The following is an 18665-nucleotide window of genomic DNA, read 5'->3' on the forward strand; positions in this document are numbered from 1 at the left end:
GGATCAGGCTGCGACGAACTCGTTCCACTTGCGGACCATGTACTCGTTCTCGTCCATGACGGCGTTCCAGCAGGCGATGCTGCCCATGCGCTTTTCGTAGCTGCCGCCGTCGCGCACCGAACCGGCCTTGGCCAGCACGTCGCCGTTCGGGCTCTTGATGTCCTGCGAGGCGGCCTTGCCTTCCATCCAGTAGGCCCACTCGTAGGCTTCCATCTTGGCCTTGGCGGTGTCGAGCACGGCGCTGTAGTAGCCCTGGCGGTTGAGGTAGGCACCGGCCCAGCCGTCGAGGAACCAGTTGATGAACTCGTAGGCGCCGTCGAGCTTCTTGCCGCTCAGCGTGGCCGGCAGGCCGAAGCCGGCGGCCCAGGCGCGATAGCCTTCCTTGAGCGGCTGGAAGTTGCAGGCGATGCCCTTGGTGCGCACGGCGGTCACGGCGGGCGACCACATCGATTGAATGACGACTTCGCCCGAAGCCATCAGGTTGACCGACTCGTTGAAGTCCTTCCACAGCGCGCGGAACTGGCCCGCCTTCTTGGCTTCGATCAGGGTCTTGATCGTCAGGTCGATCTCGGCCTTGCTCATGTTGCCCTTGTCCTTGTACTTGTGCAGGCCCTTGGCTTCCACCACCATCGCGGCGTCCATGATGCCGATCGACGGGATGTTCAGAATCGCGGCCTTGCCCTTGAACTCGGGGTTGAGCAGCTCGGCCCACGATTCGATCGGGCGCTTGATCAGGTCGGGGCGGATGCCCAGCGTGTCGGCGTTGTAGACGGTCGGGATGAGCGACATGTACTGCGTCGGCGCGGTCGCGAACTTCTTGCTCTTCTCGCCTTCGAGGTAGATCACCTTCTTGGGCGCGGTGCCCTGGTCGCCCACGGCCTTGCCGGCGACCATGCCCTGCGTGAACAGCGGCGTGATCTTGTCGGCGTTCTTGATCTTCTTGGTGTCGATGCCCTTGAGGTTGCCCGTCGGCACGATCTTCTTGAGCGAGAAGAACTCGGTGTCGATCAGGTCGAAGCTGTTGGGCGCGGTGACGGCGCGCTTGGTCACGTCGTCGGTGGTCACGGCGACGTACTGGATCTCGATGCCGGTGTCGGCCTTGAACTTCTCGGCGATCGCCTTGTCCTGGTTCACTGCGGTGCCCAGGTAGCGCAGCACGACCTTCTCTTGCGCGTGGACGAAGGGCGCCATGCCGCTGGCCAGGATGCCGGCCAGGCCGGCGCCGCCTTGGATGAGGGTGCGGCGCTGCAGGCCTTGGCTGGACGTGTCGATGGGTTCGGACATTGGGAGGTCTCCGGTTGCGGGTTTGAGAAGAATGGGGGGCTCAGAACGTGTGAAGGAACCGTCGCGAGCGCCCCGAGCTTGCGTTGAGGACCGGAGCCGCACTCGCGTGCGGTGAGGACCGCAGATGCGAGATCGGGGGGCGCAGCAGGTTCATTCGCACGTTCTCAGGCCACGAAGGCGGCGATGGCCGCGGTGTCGTCGCGCGCTGCCGGTGCAGCGGCCGCCCGGTCGGGCGGGCGCTGGGCGCCGGGGCCGAGCACCCGCGCGTCGGCCTCGGCCCAGCTCAGGCGCACCGCGTCGCCCGACGCATAGGGCCGCGCCAGGAAGGCGGCTTCGCCGAGCAGCACCGAGACGGTCTGGCGCGCCTTGGCCACACCGTCGAGCGCCAGGCCGAGCAGCACGTAGGTGCCCTGGTATTCGACGTCGGTCACGCGTGCGGCAAGGCCTGGGCCGGCGCCGTCGGGCGTGATCTGCATGTGGTCGTTGCGCACGGCGATCGGGCCGGCGGGCGTGTCGAGCACGTTGTGGCCGCCCATGAAGCGCGCCACGAATTCGCTGGCCGGGTGGTTGTAGACCGCGTGCGGCGAGCCGACCTGCTCGATCAGGCCGTGGTTCATCACGACCATGGTGTCGGCCAGCGCCATCGCCTCTTCCTGCGAGTGCGTGACGTGGATGAAGGTCAGGCCCAGTTCCTTCTGCCAGCGGCGCAACTCGGCGCGCATCTGGATGCGCAGGAAGGGGTCGAGCGCCGACAGCGGCTCGTCGAGCAGCAGCACGCGCGGCTCGGTGATGAGGGCGCGCGCCAGCGCCACGCGCTGCTGCTGGCCGCCGGAGAGTTCACCCGGCTTGCGCTCGGCCAGATGGCCCATGGCCACCCGTTCGAGCAGGTCGCCGGCGCGCTTCTGGCGCTCGGCCTTGCCGACGCCCTTCATCTTCAGGCTGAAGGCCACGTTGTCGAGCGCCGAGAGGTGCGGGAACAGCGCGAAGCTCTGGAACATCATGGCCGTGCCGCGCGCGGCGGCGGGCAGGTCGGTGATGTTGCGGTTGTCCAGCAGGATGTCGCCGCTCGACACCGACTCGTGGCCCGCGATCATGCGCAGCGTGGTGCTCTTGCCGCAGCCCGAGGGGCCGAGCAGGCAGCAGTAGCTGCCGCTGCCGATGCGCAGGTCGATGCGGTCGACCGCGGCGGGCGTGCCGGCCGCGTAGCGCTTGGTCAGCGCGATCACTTCGACGGCGGCGGGGGGCGGGGTGACGGCGTCCATGCTGGCACTTTCGCAAGACATGTGCCAGTCGGGCGCGCACCGAGACGGTGCGCAAGTTTCAGTTCAGATCGACTCGTTACCATCTGCATCTTTCACTGCCGACCCCGGGCCCCTCGGCATCCGACCTGCCCCCGCAGCGCACACCCATGGACCTCCAAGCGATGATCGGCCTCGGCCTGCTGACACTGGTGCTCGGAGCCATCGCCGTGATGGGCACCCACCCCGAGAACCGCGTGCCCTACGCGATCCACATCACGCTCGTCACGAGCCTCGCCTACATCGTCTCGCGGCTGGGTTGAGCGACCGTCAACGCGCTCACGACGGCGCCGCGAACCGCGCCGCCGCCGCCCCCCGCAGCAGCGCCTCGCGCTGCGCCCGGCTGATCCCGCGGATGCCTTCGGCCACGCGCTTGAAGCGCGCCGCATCGATGCTGCCCGTCGCCTGCCACTGCGACAGCTCGGCCGACGGCTTGTGCAGCATCGCGGCCATCCAGGCCGCCTGCGCCGGCTCCAGCGTGCGGGCGCTGCGCCCGAAGTAGCGCCGGGCCGCAGCCTCGGCGCCGCACAGGTTGCCGCCCCAGGGGGCGTTGTCGAGGTAGAGCTGCAGGATGCGCGCCTTGCCCAGAGTCTGTTCCATCTCGACCGCGTAGAGCATCTCGCGCAGCTTGCGCTCGCCGCTGCGCTCCGAACCGGTGATGGCCAGCTTGGCCAGTTGCTGGGTCAGCGTGCTGCCGCCGCGCTCCACGCCACCGCTCTTCTGGTTGGCCGCCAGCGCGGCGCCGAGTTCTTCCAGGTCGTAGCCCGGGTGCTGGAAGAAGCGCTGGTCTTCCGCAGAGATGACCGCTCGAGCGAGCCAGCTGTCGGCCGCCAGACGGGCCGAGGGGCCGCAGCTGCTGCGCGCGCCGAGCAGAGCCTCGGAGCCCAGGCCCTCCACGGTGAAGGCCGCGATGCGCGGACGCAGCGCGATGGCGCCCTCGGGCAGGCCGAGTTCGGCGTGCAGACCGAGCGTGCCGCCGATGCGCGCCTGCTTCAACTCGGGCAACGACGGAGCAATGACCCGGTACCAGCGGGCGATCGGCGCGTCTTCGGCGTCGAAGGCCAGCTGCAGGCCCTTCTGCGACAGGCGCCCGTCCCAGCGGCCCGCGAGCGGCGGCTCGGCGTCGCCGGCGGGCGTGGCCTCGAAGCGCCCGTTGAGCAGATGGCCGTCGCGCCGCACGGTCGCGCTCAGCTGCGCGACCTGAATCGGCTGCGCGCCGAGCGCGGGGACATCGACGACGCAGGGTCCGCAGCGCAGCGCCAGGCTTTGCGTCGCCTCGCTCCAGTCGAAATGCAGGGTGCCGTGCGCGGTGGCGATCGAATGGCCGGCGAGGTGCGGGGCAAACCAGGGCGAGGTCGCCAGGCGCACGGCGGTTGGCACGCCCACGGAGAGGCGCAGCGCCTGCGGCCCGACGCTGGCCACCCATTCGCCGGTGGACGGTGCCAGCACGAACTTCACGATCAGCGCGAGTGCGATGGCAGTGGTCACGACCAGGGCCAGCAGGCTCAGCAACAGCAGGCGCAATGCTCTTTTCACAGCGAATGACTCACAAATCTCCCCTCGATCGTGCCACGGTCACGGCCTGCCAGGGCCCGGGCGATTGCCCGGCCGCAGCGGCCCAGTACCAGGCCGAAGTGTCGGTGAAAGCGCGGCCCTGCGCGTCGACGATGCGCTCGCACACGCGCAGGGTTTCTCCGTGCTTGCGTACCGCCGAGAAGCAGCGCCACAAGCGCTGCTGCGCATCGTTCTCCAGCCGGACCTGGGCCACACGGTAACCCAGCGCACGGTAACAGTCGGCCGCCGGGTGGAGCATGCGTGTCGGCGACGCGACATGGCGCAGCACGAAGACGCCTTGCCCGTCGGTCATGCGCGCGATGGCGCCCGGGAAGCGCTGTGCGAAGCGGTGTTCGACCTCGCTGAGCGCCAGCGGCCGCAGCGGCGCGTCGTCCCAGGTCGAGGGCCATTCGTGGAAGGCCTGCGCCGGCAGCGATGCCGGGGCCTGCCAGGCCTGCGCCACCGAGGCGACCGCGCACACCGCCATCGCGACGCCGAACAGCGCCTTGTGCGCGATGCGGTGGACAAAGCGGTTGGCCAGCCAGCGTTCCAGCCAGGGCATCGACAGCCCCCCATGCGACGCCGATGCGTCGGCGGGCGTGGCCCGCCCCATCGCCCGGGCGATGCCGGCGCAGACCAGCGCCAGCACGAGCAGGCCCAGCGCATCGTGCAACCAGGGCGCCGGGGCCCGGCCCGCGCCTTCCAGCGCCACCAGCGCGCTGTTGCGCACGACGTTGCCGGCCAGCACCAGCAGCCCCACGATCGGCAGGCGCGCGGCGAAGCGGCGGTCGCTGCGACGCGCCCACAGCGCCACCGCGCAGGCGGTGAAGTAGCCCAGCCACACCATCTGCACGCCGGAGCAGGGCGCATCGACGATGACGAGCCGGCCGTCGACCCACAGCGTGCTGCCTTCGCGCGACACGTCGAAGCCCGGCATCAGCAGCCAGCGGCTGGCCTCCGCCGTCAGCACGCGCAAGGGGTAGCCGGCATAGAACTGCAGCGACGACAGCAGCGGCAGCGCCAGCACGGCCAGGCCCGCCACGGGCAGCGCCGCCACACGGCGCGGCAGGAAGGCCAGCAGGCCGCAGGCCCAGGCCAGCACGGCCACCAGTCCGGACAGCAGCGGCGGCAGCACGCCGTGCAGCGCCGTGGCGGCCAGCGTACCGAGCGATGCCAGCAACAGCCAGCCGAGCCGGGGCGCCGCGCGCAGTTCGCCACGCAGCGACACGACCAGCGCCACGAGCGCGGCGACGGCCAGCAGGCCCAGCGGGTCGTCCGACCCGTCCGCCACGCGGCGGGCCATCCAGGTCCACGTCGGCCACAGAGCCACGGTCTGCAGGGCCAGCCAGGCGGCGGCCGGTACGCGGTCGAGGCGGATGCCGCCGTCGATGACGCGCGGGTGGGCGGAAGCGATGTGCGCCAGGTTCATGTCAGTTCTCCATCGTGCAACGACTGCGAAAACCGGCGCAGCCAAAGACCAGGGATACCGCGGAACCGGCTTCGCCGGGCCGCCGGTATCGCCCCCTTGAGGGGGAGGCGCCGCAGGCGCATCGGGGGTGTTCCACTTCAAGCGGTGAAGCGGCGCACGTTCTGCCGACGCGCCCGGCGGCGCAGCATGGCCAGCATCGACAGCACCACGGCCACCGCGCCGAGCATCTCGGGTTCGGGTGTGCTCGGCACCTCCGCGCCCAGCGCCTGCCCGACGGCGAGCTCGCTCACGCCCTGGGGCAGCGGCGAGGGCTGATCGACGCTCGCCGCGTTCTGCGGCGCGACGTTGCGCACGATCTTGTCCACGGCGATGAAGCTGGTGTACTGCGTCAGCAGGCTGTACTTCAGGCCGAGTTCGGTGATCGCCTTCGCGAAGCCGTCGCCGCCTTCCAGGGCTTCCTGGTCGCTCAGCGCCGCAATGCGATGGCGTGCCCACAGCGCGCGCAGCGCGGCGGCGTTCTGCGGCGTGCGGCCGTCGATGGCGATCTCTTCGCGGTACGGGCCGCTCGCGCTCTGGCCTTCGATCACGACACGGCCCTGGGCCTCGCCACGCCATTTGCCGAACACGATCACCGGGCGCTCGCCCAGCACATCGGGCAGCACCACCGGCTCGACGTCGTACACGTCGAGGCCGCCGAAGGTGGCGCGCACGTTGGTCAGCACCGGCGACTCGACCATGCGGCGGAAGCGCGCGGCCTGCTCGGGCGCCTGGATCGGGTCGGTGATGATGAAGGGCTCGCCCATGCCGGCACGAGCCAGGCCTTCCATCAGATGGCGGTTGACGGACGAGCCGATGCCGAAGGCGAACAGGTTGGCTTTCGACAGGTTCCGGCGCACCAGCTCGAAGGCTTCGCGCTCGACCGTGACGTAGCCGTCGGTCACCACCACCACCGTGCGCGACACGTTGGGCGCCTTGGGTTCGGCGTACACCCGCTTCAACGCAGGAATCAGCTCGGTGCTGCCGCCGCCGCTGTAGTTCTGGATCGTCGCCAGCGCCTGTTCGATGTTGGCGCGCGTGGCCGGCACCGACTGCGGCGACAGCATCTTGTTGCTGCCCGAGAAGAGCAGCACGTTGAAGGTGTCGCTCGGGCGCAGGCCGCCGATCAGGCGCTCCAGCACCGTCTTCGCCGTGTCGAGCGGAAAGCCATGCATCGAGCCCGAGATGTCGACCACGAAGATGTAGTCGCGCGGCGAGATCGCGCTGGCCGCCACCGACTTCGGCGGCTCGACCATCGCAAGAAAGAAGTTCTCCGCGCTTCCATCCGCGTTCTGGCCCTGGCCCTTGTAGAGCATCAGGCCCGACTCGATCTTCTCGCCCGCCAGGCGGTAGTCCAGTACGAAGTCGCGGTTGGCCGCCGGCTCCGGCGTGGGCGTGAGGGCGACGCTGGCATGGCGGTCCTCGTCGCTCTTCTTCACGTCGATCGCGTGGGTGGCCGAGCGCACTTCCTTCAGGCCCATCGGCGTGTCGAGCGCGACCTTCAGCTGGAAGCCCGCCTTGGGCGGCACACCGGCACGCAGCACCGGCTGCGCCACCCACTTCGCATCGGCCTGTTCCGACTGCGGGCTGTTGTAGCGCGGTCCGACCACCGTCGGGAACACGAACTGATAGTTCCCCGCGTTGGGCACCAGCAGCTCGGTGTAGCGCAGCTCGACCTTCACCTCGTCGTTCGGCAGGATGTTCGCGACGTTCATCTGGAACACGTTGGGCAGGTGCTGCTCGAGCAGCGCCGCCGTCTTGCCTTCCTTCTTCGCGGTGTCGTACTCGATGCGCGCCTGCTGCTTCTCGCGGATCTGCGCCGTGATGAGCCGGTCGGCCAGCCGCACGTTGAGCCCGCTGACGGCGGCCTTGGTGGAGCCGGGGAACACGTACTTCGCCTCGATGGCGCGCTGGCCCTCGTTGCGGTAGGTCTGCGTCACCGTCACGTCGGCGATGACGCCGGAGATCTTCACGTCGACCGCGGTGTTCTTCAGCGGCAGCGCATCGACGCCGGGCTCACTGCTCTTCACAAAGAAGTACGGGCTCTCGGTCTTCAGGCGCGGGCCCGTGGCCTCTTCCGCATGGAGCGGCCGTGCGGTAAGTGCCAGGAAGGCAGTGGTGGCCAGGGCCAGGGTGCCGGCCCAGAGCCAGGGGCTCCAGCGGCCCGGCTGCGCGGTGGTGTGTTGCATGGCGTTCGTCCTTTTGTTCCCGTTGCTCCGCGAGATGCGGGATGCACGGGAAGGACTGTCGAAGCGCTGCGCGAAGCCGGTGCGAAGCGAATTCGTGCTGTGTGAAGTCTGTGTGAAGTCCGTGTGCGCGAAGCCGCCGCCCGACTTCATCGGGCCTTCGAACGGGCGCGCGAGCATCGGTGCTCCGCCACACGGCCCATGCCCTTCAGGGACAAAAAAATGCTTCAGATGCTTCGCAACTCCATCGTCATCAAGGTGCTCGGCCTCGTCGTGCTGACCTTGCTGCTGTGCATTCCGCTCGACCGCATCGATGCACTCATCCGCGAGCGAGGCGAGAGCCAGCGCGAGGCCGCCGCCGAACTGGCCAGCACCTACACCGGCGCGCAGACCGTGATCGGCCCGGTGCTCGCCGTCCCCTATGTCGAGCGCTGGATGGAGACGCAGCGCAACAGCAAGGGCCAGGTCACCGGCGTCGAGCCGCGCAGCGAGGAAGGCCTGCACCTGGTGTTCCCCGACACGCTGAACATCGAAGGTTCGCTCGCGCCGCAGCAGCGTTACCGCGGCATCTTCCGCATCCCCTTCTACACGCTCGATGCGAAGCTCGACGGGGGCTTCGGTGCCTTCGATCCCGACACGGTGGCGCGCAGCGTCAGCGGTTCGAAGCTGGAGTTCCGCACGCCCTACGTCGTGTTCAACCTGAGCGATCTGCGCGGACTCGACGGTTCGCCCGCGCTGAGCATCGGCGGCGCGACGCTGCGCTTCGCGCAGCGCATGCCGGGCCTGTCGGAGCAGACCTTCGGCAGCGGCATCCACGCGCCGTTGGAAGGCACGGCGCTGTCCGCCTGGCTGGCCGGCAAGCCGCTGCCCTTCGAGATGAAGCTGGCCCTGGTCGGACAGGAGACGCTGTCGATCGCTCCGATCGCCGACGAGACCACCGCGCACCTGCAGTCGCCGTGGGCGCATCCCAGCTTCGGCGGGCGCTTTCTCGCGGCGGAACGCCGCATCGATGCGCAAGGCTTCGACGCACGCTGGCGCGTCTCGTCGCTGGTGACGTCGGCGCGCGACCAGGTGCGTGCGGGGCTGCTCGACCCGGCCGCCACGGCGTTGACGTCCGACAGCGCGGCGGTGCGGATCGATGCCGCGCGCCCGGCTTCCGCCCGCCGCCAGGCCGTGGCCGACGGCCCGCTGCAGACCTTCGACGTGTCGCTGGCGCAGCCGCTCAACGTGTATTCGATGTCCACCCGCGCGGGCAAGTACGGCGCGCTCTTCATCGCGCTGGTGCTGATGGCCGCCTTCATGTTCGAGCTGTTCCGCACGCTGCGTCTGCACCCGGTGCAGTACGGCCTGGTGGGCCTGTCGATCGCGCTTTTCTTCCTGCTGCTGCTCGCACTGTCGGAGAAGATGACCTTCGCCGCCGCCTATGCTTCGGCCGCAGCCGCCAGCGTGCTGTTGCTGGGCGTCTACTTCAGCGCCGTGCTCGGCGGCTGGCGGCGCGGCCTGTCGTTCGCGGCCTTCGTGGCCGTGCTGTACGGTGCGCTGTATGGCCTGCTCGCCTCGGAGAGCAATGCGCTGCTGCTGGGCGCGCTGCTGGTCTTCGGCATGCTGGCGTTGATGATGCTCGCCACGCGCAAGGTCGACTGGTACGCCCTTTCCACCACGGCCGGGGCCACCGCCACCGTTGCGGAACCGATGCCCGGCATGGTGGCTCCTACCCCTTCGAACGCTCGCTGATCACCCATGTCCTCCTTCCCTCGCTTTCCTCGACTCTCGCAGCGTGCGCGCCGCCTCGTGCGTATCGGCCTTCTCTCGGGCACCGCCCTGGCGGTGGTGCTGCTGTGCGCCGGCGGCGTGGCCGTCGCGGTGATCTCCGCCCGCCTGCCCGACGTGTCGGCCCTGTCGGACTACCGGCCCAAGCTGCCGCTGCGCGTGTACACCGCCGACGGCGCGCTGATCGGCGAGTTCGGTGAGGAGCGGCGCCAGCTCGTGCCGATCGACCAGGTGCCGAAGGTGCTCAAGGACGCGGTGCTGGCGGTCGAGGACACGCGCTTCTACGAGCATGGCGGCGTCGATGCGAAGGGCATCGCACGCGCCATGCTGTCGAACCTGCAGCACGGCACGCGGCAAGGCGCGTCGACCATCACGCAGCAGGTGGCGCGCAACGTGTACCTGAGCTCGGAGCAGACCTACTCGCGCAAGCTGTACGAGGCCCTGCTGGCGCTGCGGCTGGAGCGCCAGCTGAGCAAGGACCAGATCCTCGAGATCTACCTGAACCAGATCTACCTGGGCAACCGTTCCTACGGCTTCGCCGCCGCATCGGAAGCCTATTTCGGCAAGCCGTTGAAAAATCTCAGCATTGCCGAGGCGGCGATGTTGGCCGGATTGCCGAAGGCACCGCGCACCGGCAACCCGGTGAGCAACCCGCGGCGCGCGCGCACACGGCAGCTGCATGTGATCGAGCGCATGCGCGAGACCGGCGCCATCACCGTCGCGCAAGCCGACGAGGCGAAAGCCGAAGCCCTGCACCTGCGCGACCCCGCCGACCCGAAGCAGCTGCATGCGGAACACGTCGCCGAGACGGTGCGCCAAACGATGGTGGCGCAGTACGGCGAGAGCGCCTACACGCGCGGCTTCAAGGTCTACACCTCGCTGATCGCGACCGACCAGGCCGCGGCCTACCGCGCGCTGCGGCGCGGCATCATGGACTACGAACAGCGCCAGCCCTACCGCGGCCCGGAGAAGTTCGTGAGCTTGCCGGACGACCCGGCGGCGCTCGACGAGACGGTCGACGATGTACTGGCCGACCGGCCCGACAACGGCGACCTGATGTCCGCCGTGGTGCTGTCGGCCACGCCGCGCGAGGTCGTGGCGGTGCGCGGCGACGGCGACCCGATCACGATCACCGGTGCCGGCCTGCAGATCGCGCGCGTGGCGCTGTCCGACAAGGCCGCCCCGACCGTGAAGCTGCGGCGCGGTGCGGTGATCCGCATCGTGAAGGGCGCGCGCGACAGCTGGACGATCACGCAGCTGCCCGAGGTCGAAGGCGCCTTCGTCGCGCTCGACCCGCGCGACGGCGCCGTCCGTGCGCTGGTAGGCGGCTTCGATTTCGAGAAGAACAAGTTCAACCATGTGACACAGGCCTGGCGCCAGCCGGGCTCGAGCTTCAAGCCCTTCATCTACTCGGCCGCACTCGAGAAGGGCTTCACGCCCGCCACGGTGGTCGACGACGCTCCGCTCTTCTTCGATGCGGCGACGACGGGCGGCCAACCCTGGGAGCCGAAGAACTACGACGGCACCTTCGAAGGCCCGATGAGCCTGCGCAGCGCGCTGATGGCCTCGAAGAACATGGTGTCGGTGCGGGTGCTGCAGTCGATCGGCGCACCGTATGCGCAGGACTGGATCACGCACTTCGGCTTCGACCGCGACAAGAACCCCGCGGTGCTGCCGATGGCGCTCGGTTCGGGTTCGGTCACGCCGATGCAGATGGCCTCGGCCTATGCGGTGTTCGCCAACGGCGGCTACCGCGTGGCCCCGCGGCTCATCACCCGCGTGACCGACCACCGCGACCAGGTGCTGACCGAGTACGCCGCACCCGCACTCGACGAGAGCGCACGCGCCATTCCCGCACGCAATGCCTTCGTGATGAACACGCTGCTCAACAGCGTGATGAAGGGTGGCACCGGCACCAAGGCCTGGCAGGCGCTCAAGCGCGACGACCTGTACGGCAAGACCGGCACCACCAACGATTCGCTCGACACCTGGTTCGCCGGCTTCCAGCCGTCGATGGTCGGCGTCGCCTGGATCGGCTACGACACGCCGCGCCGCCTCGGCGTGCGCGGCGAGACCGGCGGCAGCCTGAGCCTGCCGGTGTGGACCGACTTCATGCGCACGGCCCTGCAGGGCGTGCCCGTGGCCGAGCCGGCCGCACCGGACGGCGTAGTGCAGGTCGACGGCACCTGGTACTTCGACGACTATGCGCCGGGCCGCGGCATCGCGTCGCTCGGCGCGGAGAACGGCGAGATGCCGCCGGCCGAAGCGCTCGCCGGCCCGCCGGTGGGAAAGATGCCGACGCCCGAGGAGCGCAAGAGCATCCTCGACATGTTCCGGTAGGGCCTGTCAACGCGGGCCGAGCGGCAGCGAGAGCGTCGCCAGCGCACCGCCGCCCTTCGCGTTGACCAGCTCGATGCGCCCGCGGTGCAGTGCGGCGATCTCCTTCACGAAGGCCAGGCCGAGCCCGGTGCTCTTGCGCTTGCTGTGCGGCCGGGCCAGCGAATAGAACTTCTCGAAGACCTTCTCGCGCGCGTAGTCCGGAATGCCGGGGCCGTGGTCGCGCACGACGATGCGCGCATGCCGCGCGTCGGCCTCCAGCCCCAGAAGCACCGCACTGCCCGACGGTGCGAAATCGATCGCGTTGTCGAGCAGGTTGCTGACCGCTCGCCGCAGCAGGAAGGGGTCGCCTTCGACCGTCGGCTGCGCGCGCAGATCGAGTGTCACGCGCACCTCGCGCGCGGCGGCCGCCGCCTGCGCACCGGCCGCCACGTCGTCGAGCAGCGTGGCCAGCGCCACCGGCTGCGTGCGCTGCAGGACGCGCCGCGTCTCGAGCGCGGTGAGTTCCATCATGCGGTCGACGATTTCCTGGATGCGCTGCGTCTCGCTCGCGATGTTGGCGAGGAAACGTTCGCGCTCGGCCTGCGGCATCGACGGTTCCTGCAGCAGCTCGGCCGCGCCGCGGATGGCCGACAACGGGCTCTTCACCTCGTGGGTGAAGGTCTGCACGTAGTCCGAGACATAGTTGCGTCCGGTAAGCGCGTCGCGCATCTCGCTGAAACCGCCGCGCAGCGCGTCGAGCACACGCCGCGCCATGCGGCCGACGCTCAGCGTCTTCTGCGCGCGGGCCCAGGCGATGTAGTCGGAGATCAGCCCGAAGGGCCGCACCAGCCACACCGACACGATGATGGCCAGCACCAGCAGCGCGAAGGCCGAGCCGACGCCGACCCACAGCGTGCGCGCCCGCGCGTCCTCGACGAACTGGCCGAAGCTCTGCACCGGCTTGCCGACGCTCACCATGCCGACGATCTCGTTGTTCCAGCGGATTGGCGCGCCGACGTACATGACGGAGGTGCGCGGGTCCACCTCCACGTCGCGCGAGGTGCGCGCGCCATAGAGTCCCGCGAGCGAGCGATTGACGTCGGCCCATCGGGAATAGTCCGCGCCGACGGCACGGCCGAGCGAATCGAACAGCACCCGGCCGCTGCGGTCGGTCACGTACACGCGCAGCTCGACGCGGTTCTTGTGCAGGTTGTAGATCTGCGCCGAAAACTGGCGCGCATAGACCGAGCGGAACAGCGGCTCGAGCCGCGCCGTGTTGATGGCGCCGGCGATCACGTCCTGCTCGACCAGGCTGGCCATGAACTGCGAGCTTTCGACCAGCGATTCTTCGGCCGACTCGCGGTAGCGCGGATCGATGTCGCTCACCACGCGGTACAGCAGGAAGGCGATGCCTGCGGCGTAGATCAGCAGGATGCCCAGGAAGATGCGCGAGCGCTTCGTCACGTCACGCCGCGTCAGGCCGCGGTGGGCAGGTCTTCGTTCAAGGCGTAGCCGGTGCCGCGCAGCGTGCGGATCGGCTCGACCTCCGGCGCCACCGCCTTCAGCTTGGCGCGCAGCGTCTTGATGTGCGCGTCCACCGTACGGTCGAAGCTGTCGCCGGGGTCGTCCCAGACCATTTCCAGCAGTTCGTCGCGGGTATAGACCCGGCCCGGCCGCTGCACGAAGAGGCACAGCAGGCCGTATTCGTAGCGCGACAGTTCCAGCGCCCGGCCGTAGTAGCGGATCTGTCGCCGCTCGCCATCGATCAGGAAGGGCTGTGGCGGCTTGGCCGCCGCCGGGGCAGGGGGGGCCACGGGCGCGGCCGCGGCGGCCCGCACGCTGCGTCTGAGCACCGTCCTGACCCGTGCCACGAGCTCCCGCGGGGAAAAAGGTTTGGCGATGTAGTCGTCCGCACCGAGTTCCAGGCCGACGACCCGATCGATCTCGTCGCTGCGGGCGGTCAGAAAGATCATCGGCACGTCGGCGCCGCCCGGGAGCGCCTGCAGCCGCTTGAAGAGTTCGAAGCCGTTGAGGTCGGGCAGACCGACGTCCAGGATGGCCAGCGCCGGGCGCTGCTGCGCGAACGCGGCCAGCGCCTCTTGCGCGGTGGCGCACCACACGGGCGTGAAACCGTCGCTGCGCAGCACGTACTGCACGGTGTCGGCGATGCCGGACTCGTCTTCCGCGATGAGGATGCGGGGGTGGGGGGCCGGGACGGGAACGCTCATGCGGGAATGGTAGCGATGCGGCAGCGAGCCGATTCGGCCTTTTTCCGGCAGCGCCGGTCACGGGGCGGCGGGGGCCTGACGGCCACACTCGCCAAAGATTTCTGCGAAACGCGCGGCGTCTCTATCTTCTTCTTATCTCTCTTATTCAAATTAGTAGTAGTAGATAGGGGTCGCGCCTTTCTGTGGACAGGGCACTATTTCATTGGTGTGACAAGGACTTGCCGGTGCCCGACCCATGTGCGCACCCCTGCTTCTCTGCTGTCGCGCGCGCAGGGACAACTTCGGCGCTTCGAACCGGCCTGTGGACAACCTCCTGCTTGTGCCGGAACTCTCCCCAGAGTTGTCCTTTGACAGGGTCGCGGAAATCTGGGAAAGGAGGGTCGCGCGTGAAGACATCCACTGCTCAATAATTGGGCAGAATGTTGTTTCTCTTTTAAAAACAATGAGTTAGGAGGCCTTTACAAGAAAGTGCTTGAGTTATTCACAGAGTTACCCAAGGTTTGTGGGGAGAAGGTTCGACGTCGCGCGCTTCGGCGTCAACATCGGCCGAATCGCTTCGAAGAACCCAACATCCGAAAAAGGAACGTCCCGTGAGCCCCTCCGAAACCCGTGCCATCGTGACCCTGAGCCTGCTGGCCGCCTTTGTCGATGGCGACAAGCACGAGCGCGAACGTGCCGAGATCAAGCGCATCGCCGAAGGCCTGTCGCAGGCCGATGGTGTGCATCTGCCGACGCTCTACCAGGATGTGCTGATGAAGCGTGTGTCGCTGGCCGAAGTGGGCACCGCGCTCACCAGCACCGAATCACGCCAGCTCGGCTACGAGATGGCGGTGTGCGTGTGCGACGCCGACGGCGCCCAGTCGGAAGCCGAACGCCACTTTCTCGCCGACCTTCGCACCTCGCTGGGCCTCGACGCGCCGACGGCCGTGCAGTTCGCCGAGCAGGCCGAGGCGATCGTCACGACGCCGCTGGCGAATACCGCCACGGTGGCGGCCGCCGCGGCGCCGTCCGTCGACAACGCCGAACTCGACCCCTCCATCCTGAACGCCGCCATCCTCAACGGTGCGCTCGAACTGCTGCCCGAAACCCTGTCGACCATGGCGATCATTCCGCTGCAGATGAAGCTGGTCTACCGCATCGGCAAGGCCCACGGCTACGAACTCGACAGCGGCCACGTGAAGGACTTCATCGCCACTGTCGGTGTGGGCCTGACCTCGCAGTACCTCGAGCAGGCCGGCCGCAAGCTGCTGGGTGGCTTGCTGGGCAAGGTGGGCGGTGGTCTGCTGCGCGGCCTGGGCAATCAGGCCGTCAGCTCGGGCATGAGCTTCGCCACCACCTATGCGCTGGGCCATGTGGCCAAGCGCTACTACGCGGGTGGCCGCACGCTGTCGACTCAGATGCTCAAGGAAGCGTATGCCAGCGTGACGAAGGAAGGGCAGGGGCTGCAGACGCGCTACCTGCCGGCCATTCAGGAGAAGGCGCGCACCTTGAACCCCTCGCAGATCCTCTCGATGGTTCGCGGGGCCTAAGCCCGTGTCATCGCCTCGGTACCCGCCAGGTCTTCCAGGATCGGGCAGTTCGGCCGTGCATCGCCATGGCAGCAATGCACGAGGTGCGACAGCGTGCGCTGCATCGCCTGCATGTCGGCGATGCGTTGTTCCAGTTCGCCCAGGTGCTTCTGCGCGATGCGCTTGACGCTGGCGCTGGTGCGCCGGCGGTTGTGCCAGAGGCCGACCAGCTCGGCGATTTCTTCCATCGAGAAGCCGAGGTCGCGCGAGCGTTTGACGAAGCGCAGCGTGTGGATGTCGGCGGCGCTGTACTGCCGGTAGCCGCTCTCGGTGCGCGCCACCGCCGGCAGCAGGCCCAGCCCTTCGTAGTGGCGCACCATGCGGGCCGAGACGCCGGAGCGGCGCGCGGCTTCGCCGATGTTCCACGGTCCGGCGCTTCGGGGGGGTGTCATCTCACTGGACTTTGTAGCCGGCGTTCTCGATGGCCGCCACGATGTCTGCGCGCGGCTGTTCGCTCAGCACGTCGACGTGGCCGGTGGGCAGGTCGACCGTGACCTGCGCTTCGGGGTCGACGGCCTGCACCGCGTTCTGGACGGCGCTCGCACAATGGCCGCACGTCATGCCGGCGACCTGGAATTTCTGGCTCATGGTTTTGCTCCTTGCAAGGGGAATGTCGGATGAAGAGAGAACACCGCAGTGTGAACCTTGACGCTGTGGCAAGGTCAAGTGCCTGGGGTCTTGACCTTGCCACGATGTGAGGCTTTAGGCTCCCGACCATGAACGATGCACACACCCTTTCGCCGCACACCGTCGATCTGTCCGTCGGCGGCATGACCTGCGCGTCCTGCGTGGGCCGCGTGGAGCGCGCGCTGCAGCAGGTGCCCGGCGTGCGCGAGGCCAGCGTGAACCTGGCCACCGAGAGCGCCCGCATCGTGGTCGATGCCAACGGCGACGAGGGGATCGACGCGCGCCTGCGCCGGGCCGTGCGCAGCGCCGGGTACGAGCCCCGCAGTGCCGAAGCCGCGCAGGCGGCGGCCGATGCATCGTCGTGGGAAGGCTTCCTGCCCGTGGCGGCGGGCCTGGTGCTGTCGGCGCCGCTGCTTGCACCGATGTTGCTGCAACCCTTCGGGGTGCACGCGATGCTCTCGCCGTGGTGGCAGTTGCTGCTGGCCGCGCCCGTGCAGTTCTGGCTGGGCGCGCGCTTCTACCGCGCGGGTTGGCACGCGGCGCGCGCGCTCACCGGCAACATGGACCTGCTCGTGGCGCTGGGCACCAGCGCGGCCTTCGGCCTGTCGCTGTGGCTCTGGTGGCGCGCCGTGCCGGGCGAGATGCCGCACCTGTATTTCGAGGCGTCGGCGGTGGTCATTTCACTCGTGCTGCTGGGCAAGTGGCTGGAGGCGCGCGCCAAGCGCCAGGCCACGTCGGCCATCCGCGCGCTGCAGCAGCTGCGGCCCGAGGTGGCGCACCTGGTCGGGCCACGGAAGGAAACCGACGTGCCGATGGCGGAGGTGATGAAGGGCGACACGCTCGCCGTGCGCCCCGGCGAGCGCGTGCCCGCGGATGCGCGCGTGCTCGAAGGCCGCTCGGAGGTCGACGAGTCGATGCTCACCGGCGAGCCACTGCCGGTGGCCAAGGGGCCGGGCGATGCGCTCACCGGCGGCTCGGTGAACGGGGCGGGCCGGCTGGTGGTCGAGGTGCGTGCGGTGGGTGCCGAGAGTGTGCTGGCCCGCATCATCCGGCTGGTGGAAGACGCGCAGGCCGCCAAGGCGCCGATCCAGCGTTTGGTCGACAAGGTGGCGGCGGTCTTCGTGCCGGTGGTGCTGGGCATCGCGCTGCTCACGCTCGTCGCGTGGTGGATGGCCGGCGCGGGCAGCGAAGCCGCGCTGGTGCATGCGGTCGCGGTGCTGGTGATCGCCTGCCCCTGCGCGCTGGGTCTGGCCACGCCGGTGGCGGTGATGGCCGGCACCGGTGTGGCGGCGAAGCACGGCATTCTCATCAAGGACGCGCGCTCGCTCGAGCTGGCCCACAAGGTCGACACCGTGGCCTTCGACAAGACCGGCACGCTGACGCTGGGCACACCGGCCCTGACCGAACTGGTGCCGAACGGACTACCGCGTGCCGGTGAGGCGACGAACGACCTGCTCGCCGTGGCGGCGAGCCTGCAGCGCGGCAGCACGCATCCGCTGGCGAAGGCGGTGCTCGATGCGGCGGCGAAGGCGGGGCTCGACGCTGCCGCGGCGCGCGACCTGCAGTCCGAGTCGGGGCGGGGCGTGCGCGGCGTCGTCGACACCGGCGAATGGGCGATCGCAAGTCTGCGCTGGTGCGAGGAACTCGGCGCCGTCCCGGACGCTTCCGTCGTGCAACGCCTGCAGCAGCGCGGCGCCACGGTCTCGGCACTGCTGTCGTTCGCGGCCGGCGGGGCGCCGCAGGTGAAGGCGCTGCTGGCCTTCAGCGACGAGCCGAAGCCGCAGGCCGCCGACGCCGTCGCGGCGCTGCAGGCGCGCGGGCTGCGCGTGGTCATGATCTCCGGCGACAACGTGCATGCCGCGCAGGCCATGGCCGCGCGCGTGGGCATCGCGCCCGACGACGTGCGCGCCGAGGTGCTGCCGGCCGACAAGGCGGCGCAGGTCGCGGCGCTGCGCCAGGGCGGCCGCATCGTGGCGATGGTCGGCGACGGCGCCAACGACGCGCCGGCCCTGGCCGCGGCCGATGTCGGCATCGCCATGGCCAACGGCACCGACGTCGCGATGGAGGCGGCCGGCATCACGCTGATGCGCGGCGACCTGTCGCTGGTGGCCGATGCGCTCGACCTCTCGGCGCGCACGGTGGCGAAGATCCGGCAGAACCTGTTCTGGGCCTTCGCCTACAACGTCGTCGGCATTCCCTTCGCGGCCTTCGGCCTGCTCAGCCCGGTGGTGGCGGGTGCGGCGATGGCGGCATCGAGCGTGAGCGTGATGGCCAACGCGCTGCTGTTGCGGCGCTGGCGACCGGGAGATCGCCGCCTCGCGGTTTGAGGTGGTGTAGAAACGCGGCACCACGCCCACCGACCATTT

At 69.2% G+C, this 18665-nt stretch carries 14 protein-coding genes and 1 pseudogene; 5 read left to right on the plus strand and 10 right to left on the minus strand.

What is annotated here, in order from left to right; translation table 11 throughout:
• Positions 1 to 3: 3 nt before the first annotated feature.
• On the minus strand, positions 4 to 1284 hold the full coding sequence (locus N8A90_RS23390) for a PotD/PotF family extracellular solute-binding protein (RefSeq protein WP_262077627.1): 1281 nt from the start codon (positions 1282 to 1284) through the stop codon (positions 4 to 6).
• 164 nt (positions 1285 to 1448) lie between these two features.
• Complete coding sequence (locus N8A90_RS23395; RefSeq protein ID WP_262077628.1) at positions 1449 to 2546, minus strand: ABC transporter ATP-binding protein; 1098 nt, start codon at positions 2544 to 2546, stop codon at positions 1449 to 1451.
• A gap of 146 nt (positions 2547 to 2692) precedes the next feature.
• Here N8A90_RS23395 and N8A90_RS23400 point away from each other — a divergent pair, with 146 nt between their 5' ends.
• The gene (locus N8A90_RS23400) at positions 2693 to 2845 is read left to right on the plus strand and encodes a hypothetical protein (RefSeq protein WP_262077629.1); all 153 of its coding nucleotides are present in this window, start codon (positions 2693 to 2695) and stop codon (positions 2843 to 2845) included.
• A 16-nt stretch (positions 2846 to 2861) separates the two neighbouring features.
• Here N8A90_RS23400 and N8A90_RS23405 read toward each other — a convergent pair whose 3' ends face one another.
• From N8A90_RS23405 to N8A90_RS25525, 4 genes and pseudogenes are all read right to left on the minus strand, one after another.
• On the minus strand, positions 2862 to 4118 hold the full coding sequence (locus N8A90_RS23405; protein ID WP_262077630.1) for a biosynthetic peptidoglycan transglycosylase: 1257 nt from the start codon (positions 4116 to 4118) through the stop codon (positions 2862 to 2864).
• A 10-nt stretch (positions 4119 to 4128) separates the two neighbouring features.
• On the minus strand, positions 4129 to 5565 hold the full coding sequence (xrtQ, locus tag N8A90_RS23410; protein ID WP_262077631.1) for an exosortase Q: 1437 nt from the start codon (positions 5563 to 5565) through the stop codon (positions 4129 to 4131).
• Between the two features lie 137 nt (positions 5566 to 5702).
• Positions 5703 to 6857, minus strand: coding sequence for a vWA domain-containing protein (locus tag N8A90_RS25520; protein ID WP_410087741.1), 1155 nt, complete (start codon positions 6855 to 6857; stop codon positions 5703 to 5705).
• Between the two features lie 417 nt (positions 6858 to 7274).
• Positions 7275 to 7967: pseudogene (locus N8A90_RS25525) on the minus strand (VIT domain-containing protein); the annotation flags it as partial.
• Between the two features lie 42 nt (positions 7968 to 8009).
• Here N8A90_RS25525 and creD point away from each other — a divergent pair.
• Together creD and N8A90_RS23425 are read left to right on the plus strand one after the other, a co-directional pair.
• On the plus strand, positions 8010 to 9521 hold the full coding sequence (gene creD, locus N8A90_RS23420) for a cell envelope integrity protein CreD (RefSeq protein ID WP_262077633.1): 1512 nt from the start codon (positions 8010 to 8012) through the stop codon (positions 9519 to 9521).
• 6 nt (positions 9522 to 9527) lie between these two features.
• The gene (locus N8A90_RS23425) at positions 9528 to 11897 is read left to right on the plus strand and encodes a penicillin-binding protein 1A (RefSeq protein ID WP_262077634.1); all 2370 of its coding nucleotides are present in this window, start codon (positions 9528 to 9530) and stop codon (positions 11895 to 11897) included.
• Positions 11898 to 11903: 6 nt separating this feature from the next.
• On the opposite strand, the gene creC is transcribed toward N8A90_RS23425, so the two are convergent.
• Entirely contained in the window at positions 11904 to 13340 is a 1437-nt protein-coding gene (gene creC, locus N8A90_RS23430) for a two-component system sensor histidine kinase CreC (RefSeq protein WP_262077635.1), read from the minus strand.
• 11 nt (positions 13341 to 13351) lie between these two features.
• Positions 13352 to 14104 carry a two-component system response regulator CreB gene (gene creB / locus N8A90_RS23435; RefSeq protein ID WP_262077636.1) on the minus strand — a complete coding sequence of 251 codons (753 nt, stop codon included), beginning with the start codon at positions 14102 to 14104 and terminating at the stop codon, positions 13352 to 13354.
• Positions 14105 to 14604: 500 nt separating this feature from the next.
• Here creB and N8A90_RS23440 point away from each other — a divergent pair, with 500 nt between their 5' ends.
• Positions 14605 to 15633, plus strand: a complete 1029-nt coding sequence (locus N8A90_RS23440) for a YcjF family protein (RefSeq protein ID WP_262077637.1) — start codon at positions 14605 to 14607, stop codon at positions 15631 to 15633.
• Here the strand turns inward: N8A90_RS23440 and cueR are convergent.
• A complete protein-coding gene (cueR, locus tag N8A90_RS23445) occupies positions 15630 to 16064 on the minus strand; it encodes a Cu(I)-responsive transcriptional regulator (protein ID WP_262077638.1) in 435 nt (144 codons plus the stop codon). The two genes, N8A90_RS23440 and cueR, sit on opposite strands and share 4 nt — an antisense overlap.
• A gap of 1 nt (position 16065) precedes the next feature.
• On the minus strand, positions 16066 to 16260 hold the full coding sequence (locus tag N8A90_RS23450; protein ID WP_262077639.1) for a heavy-metal-associated domain-containing protein: 195 nt from the start codon (positions 16258 to 16260) through the stop codon (positions 16066 to 16068).
• A gap of 128 nt (positions 16261 to 16388) precedes the next feature.
• On the opposite strand from N8A90_RS23450, the gene N8A90_RS23455 reads away from it, so the two are divergent.
• Entirely contained in the window at positions 16389 to 18626 is a 2238-nt protein-coding gene (locus tag N8A90_RS23455) for a heavy metal translocating P-type ATPase (RefSeq protein ID WP_262077640.1), read from the plus strand.
• Positions 18627 to 18665: the final 39 nt, after the last annotated feature.

This window comes from Variovorax sp. N23, from assembly GCF_025486315.1.
In the GTDB taxonomy this organism is placed as follows: domain Bacteria; phylum Pseudomonadota; class Gammaproteobacteria; order Burkholderiales; family Burkholderiaceae_C; genus Variovorax.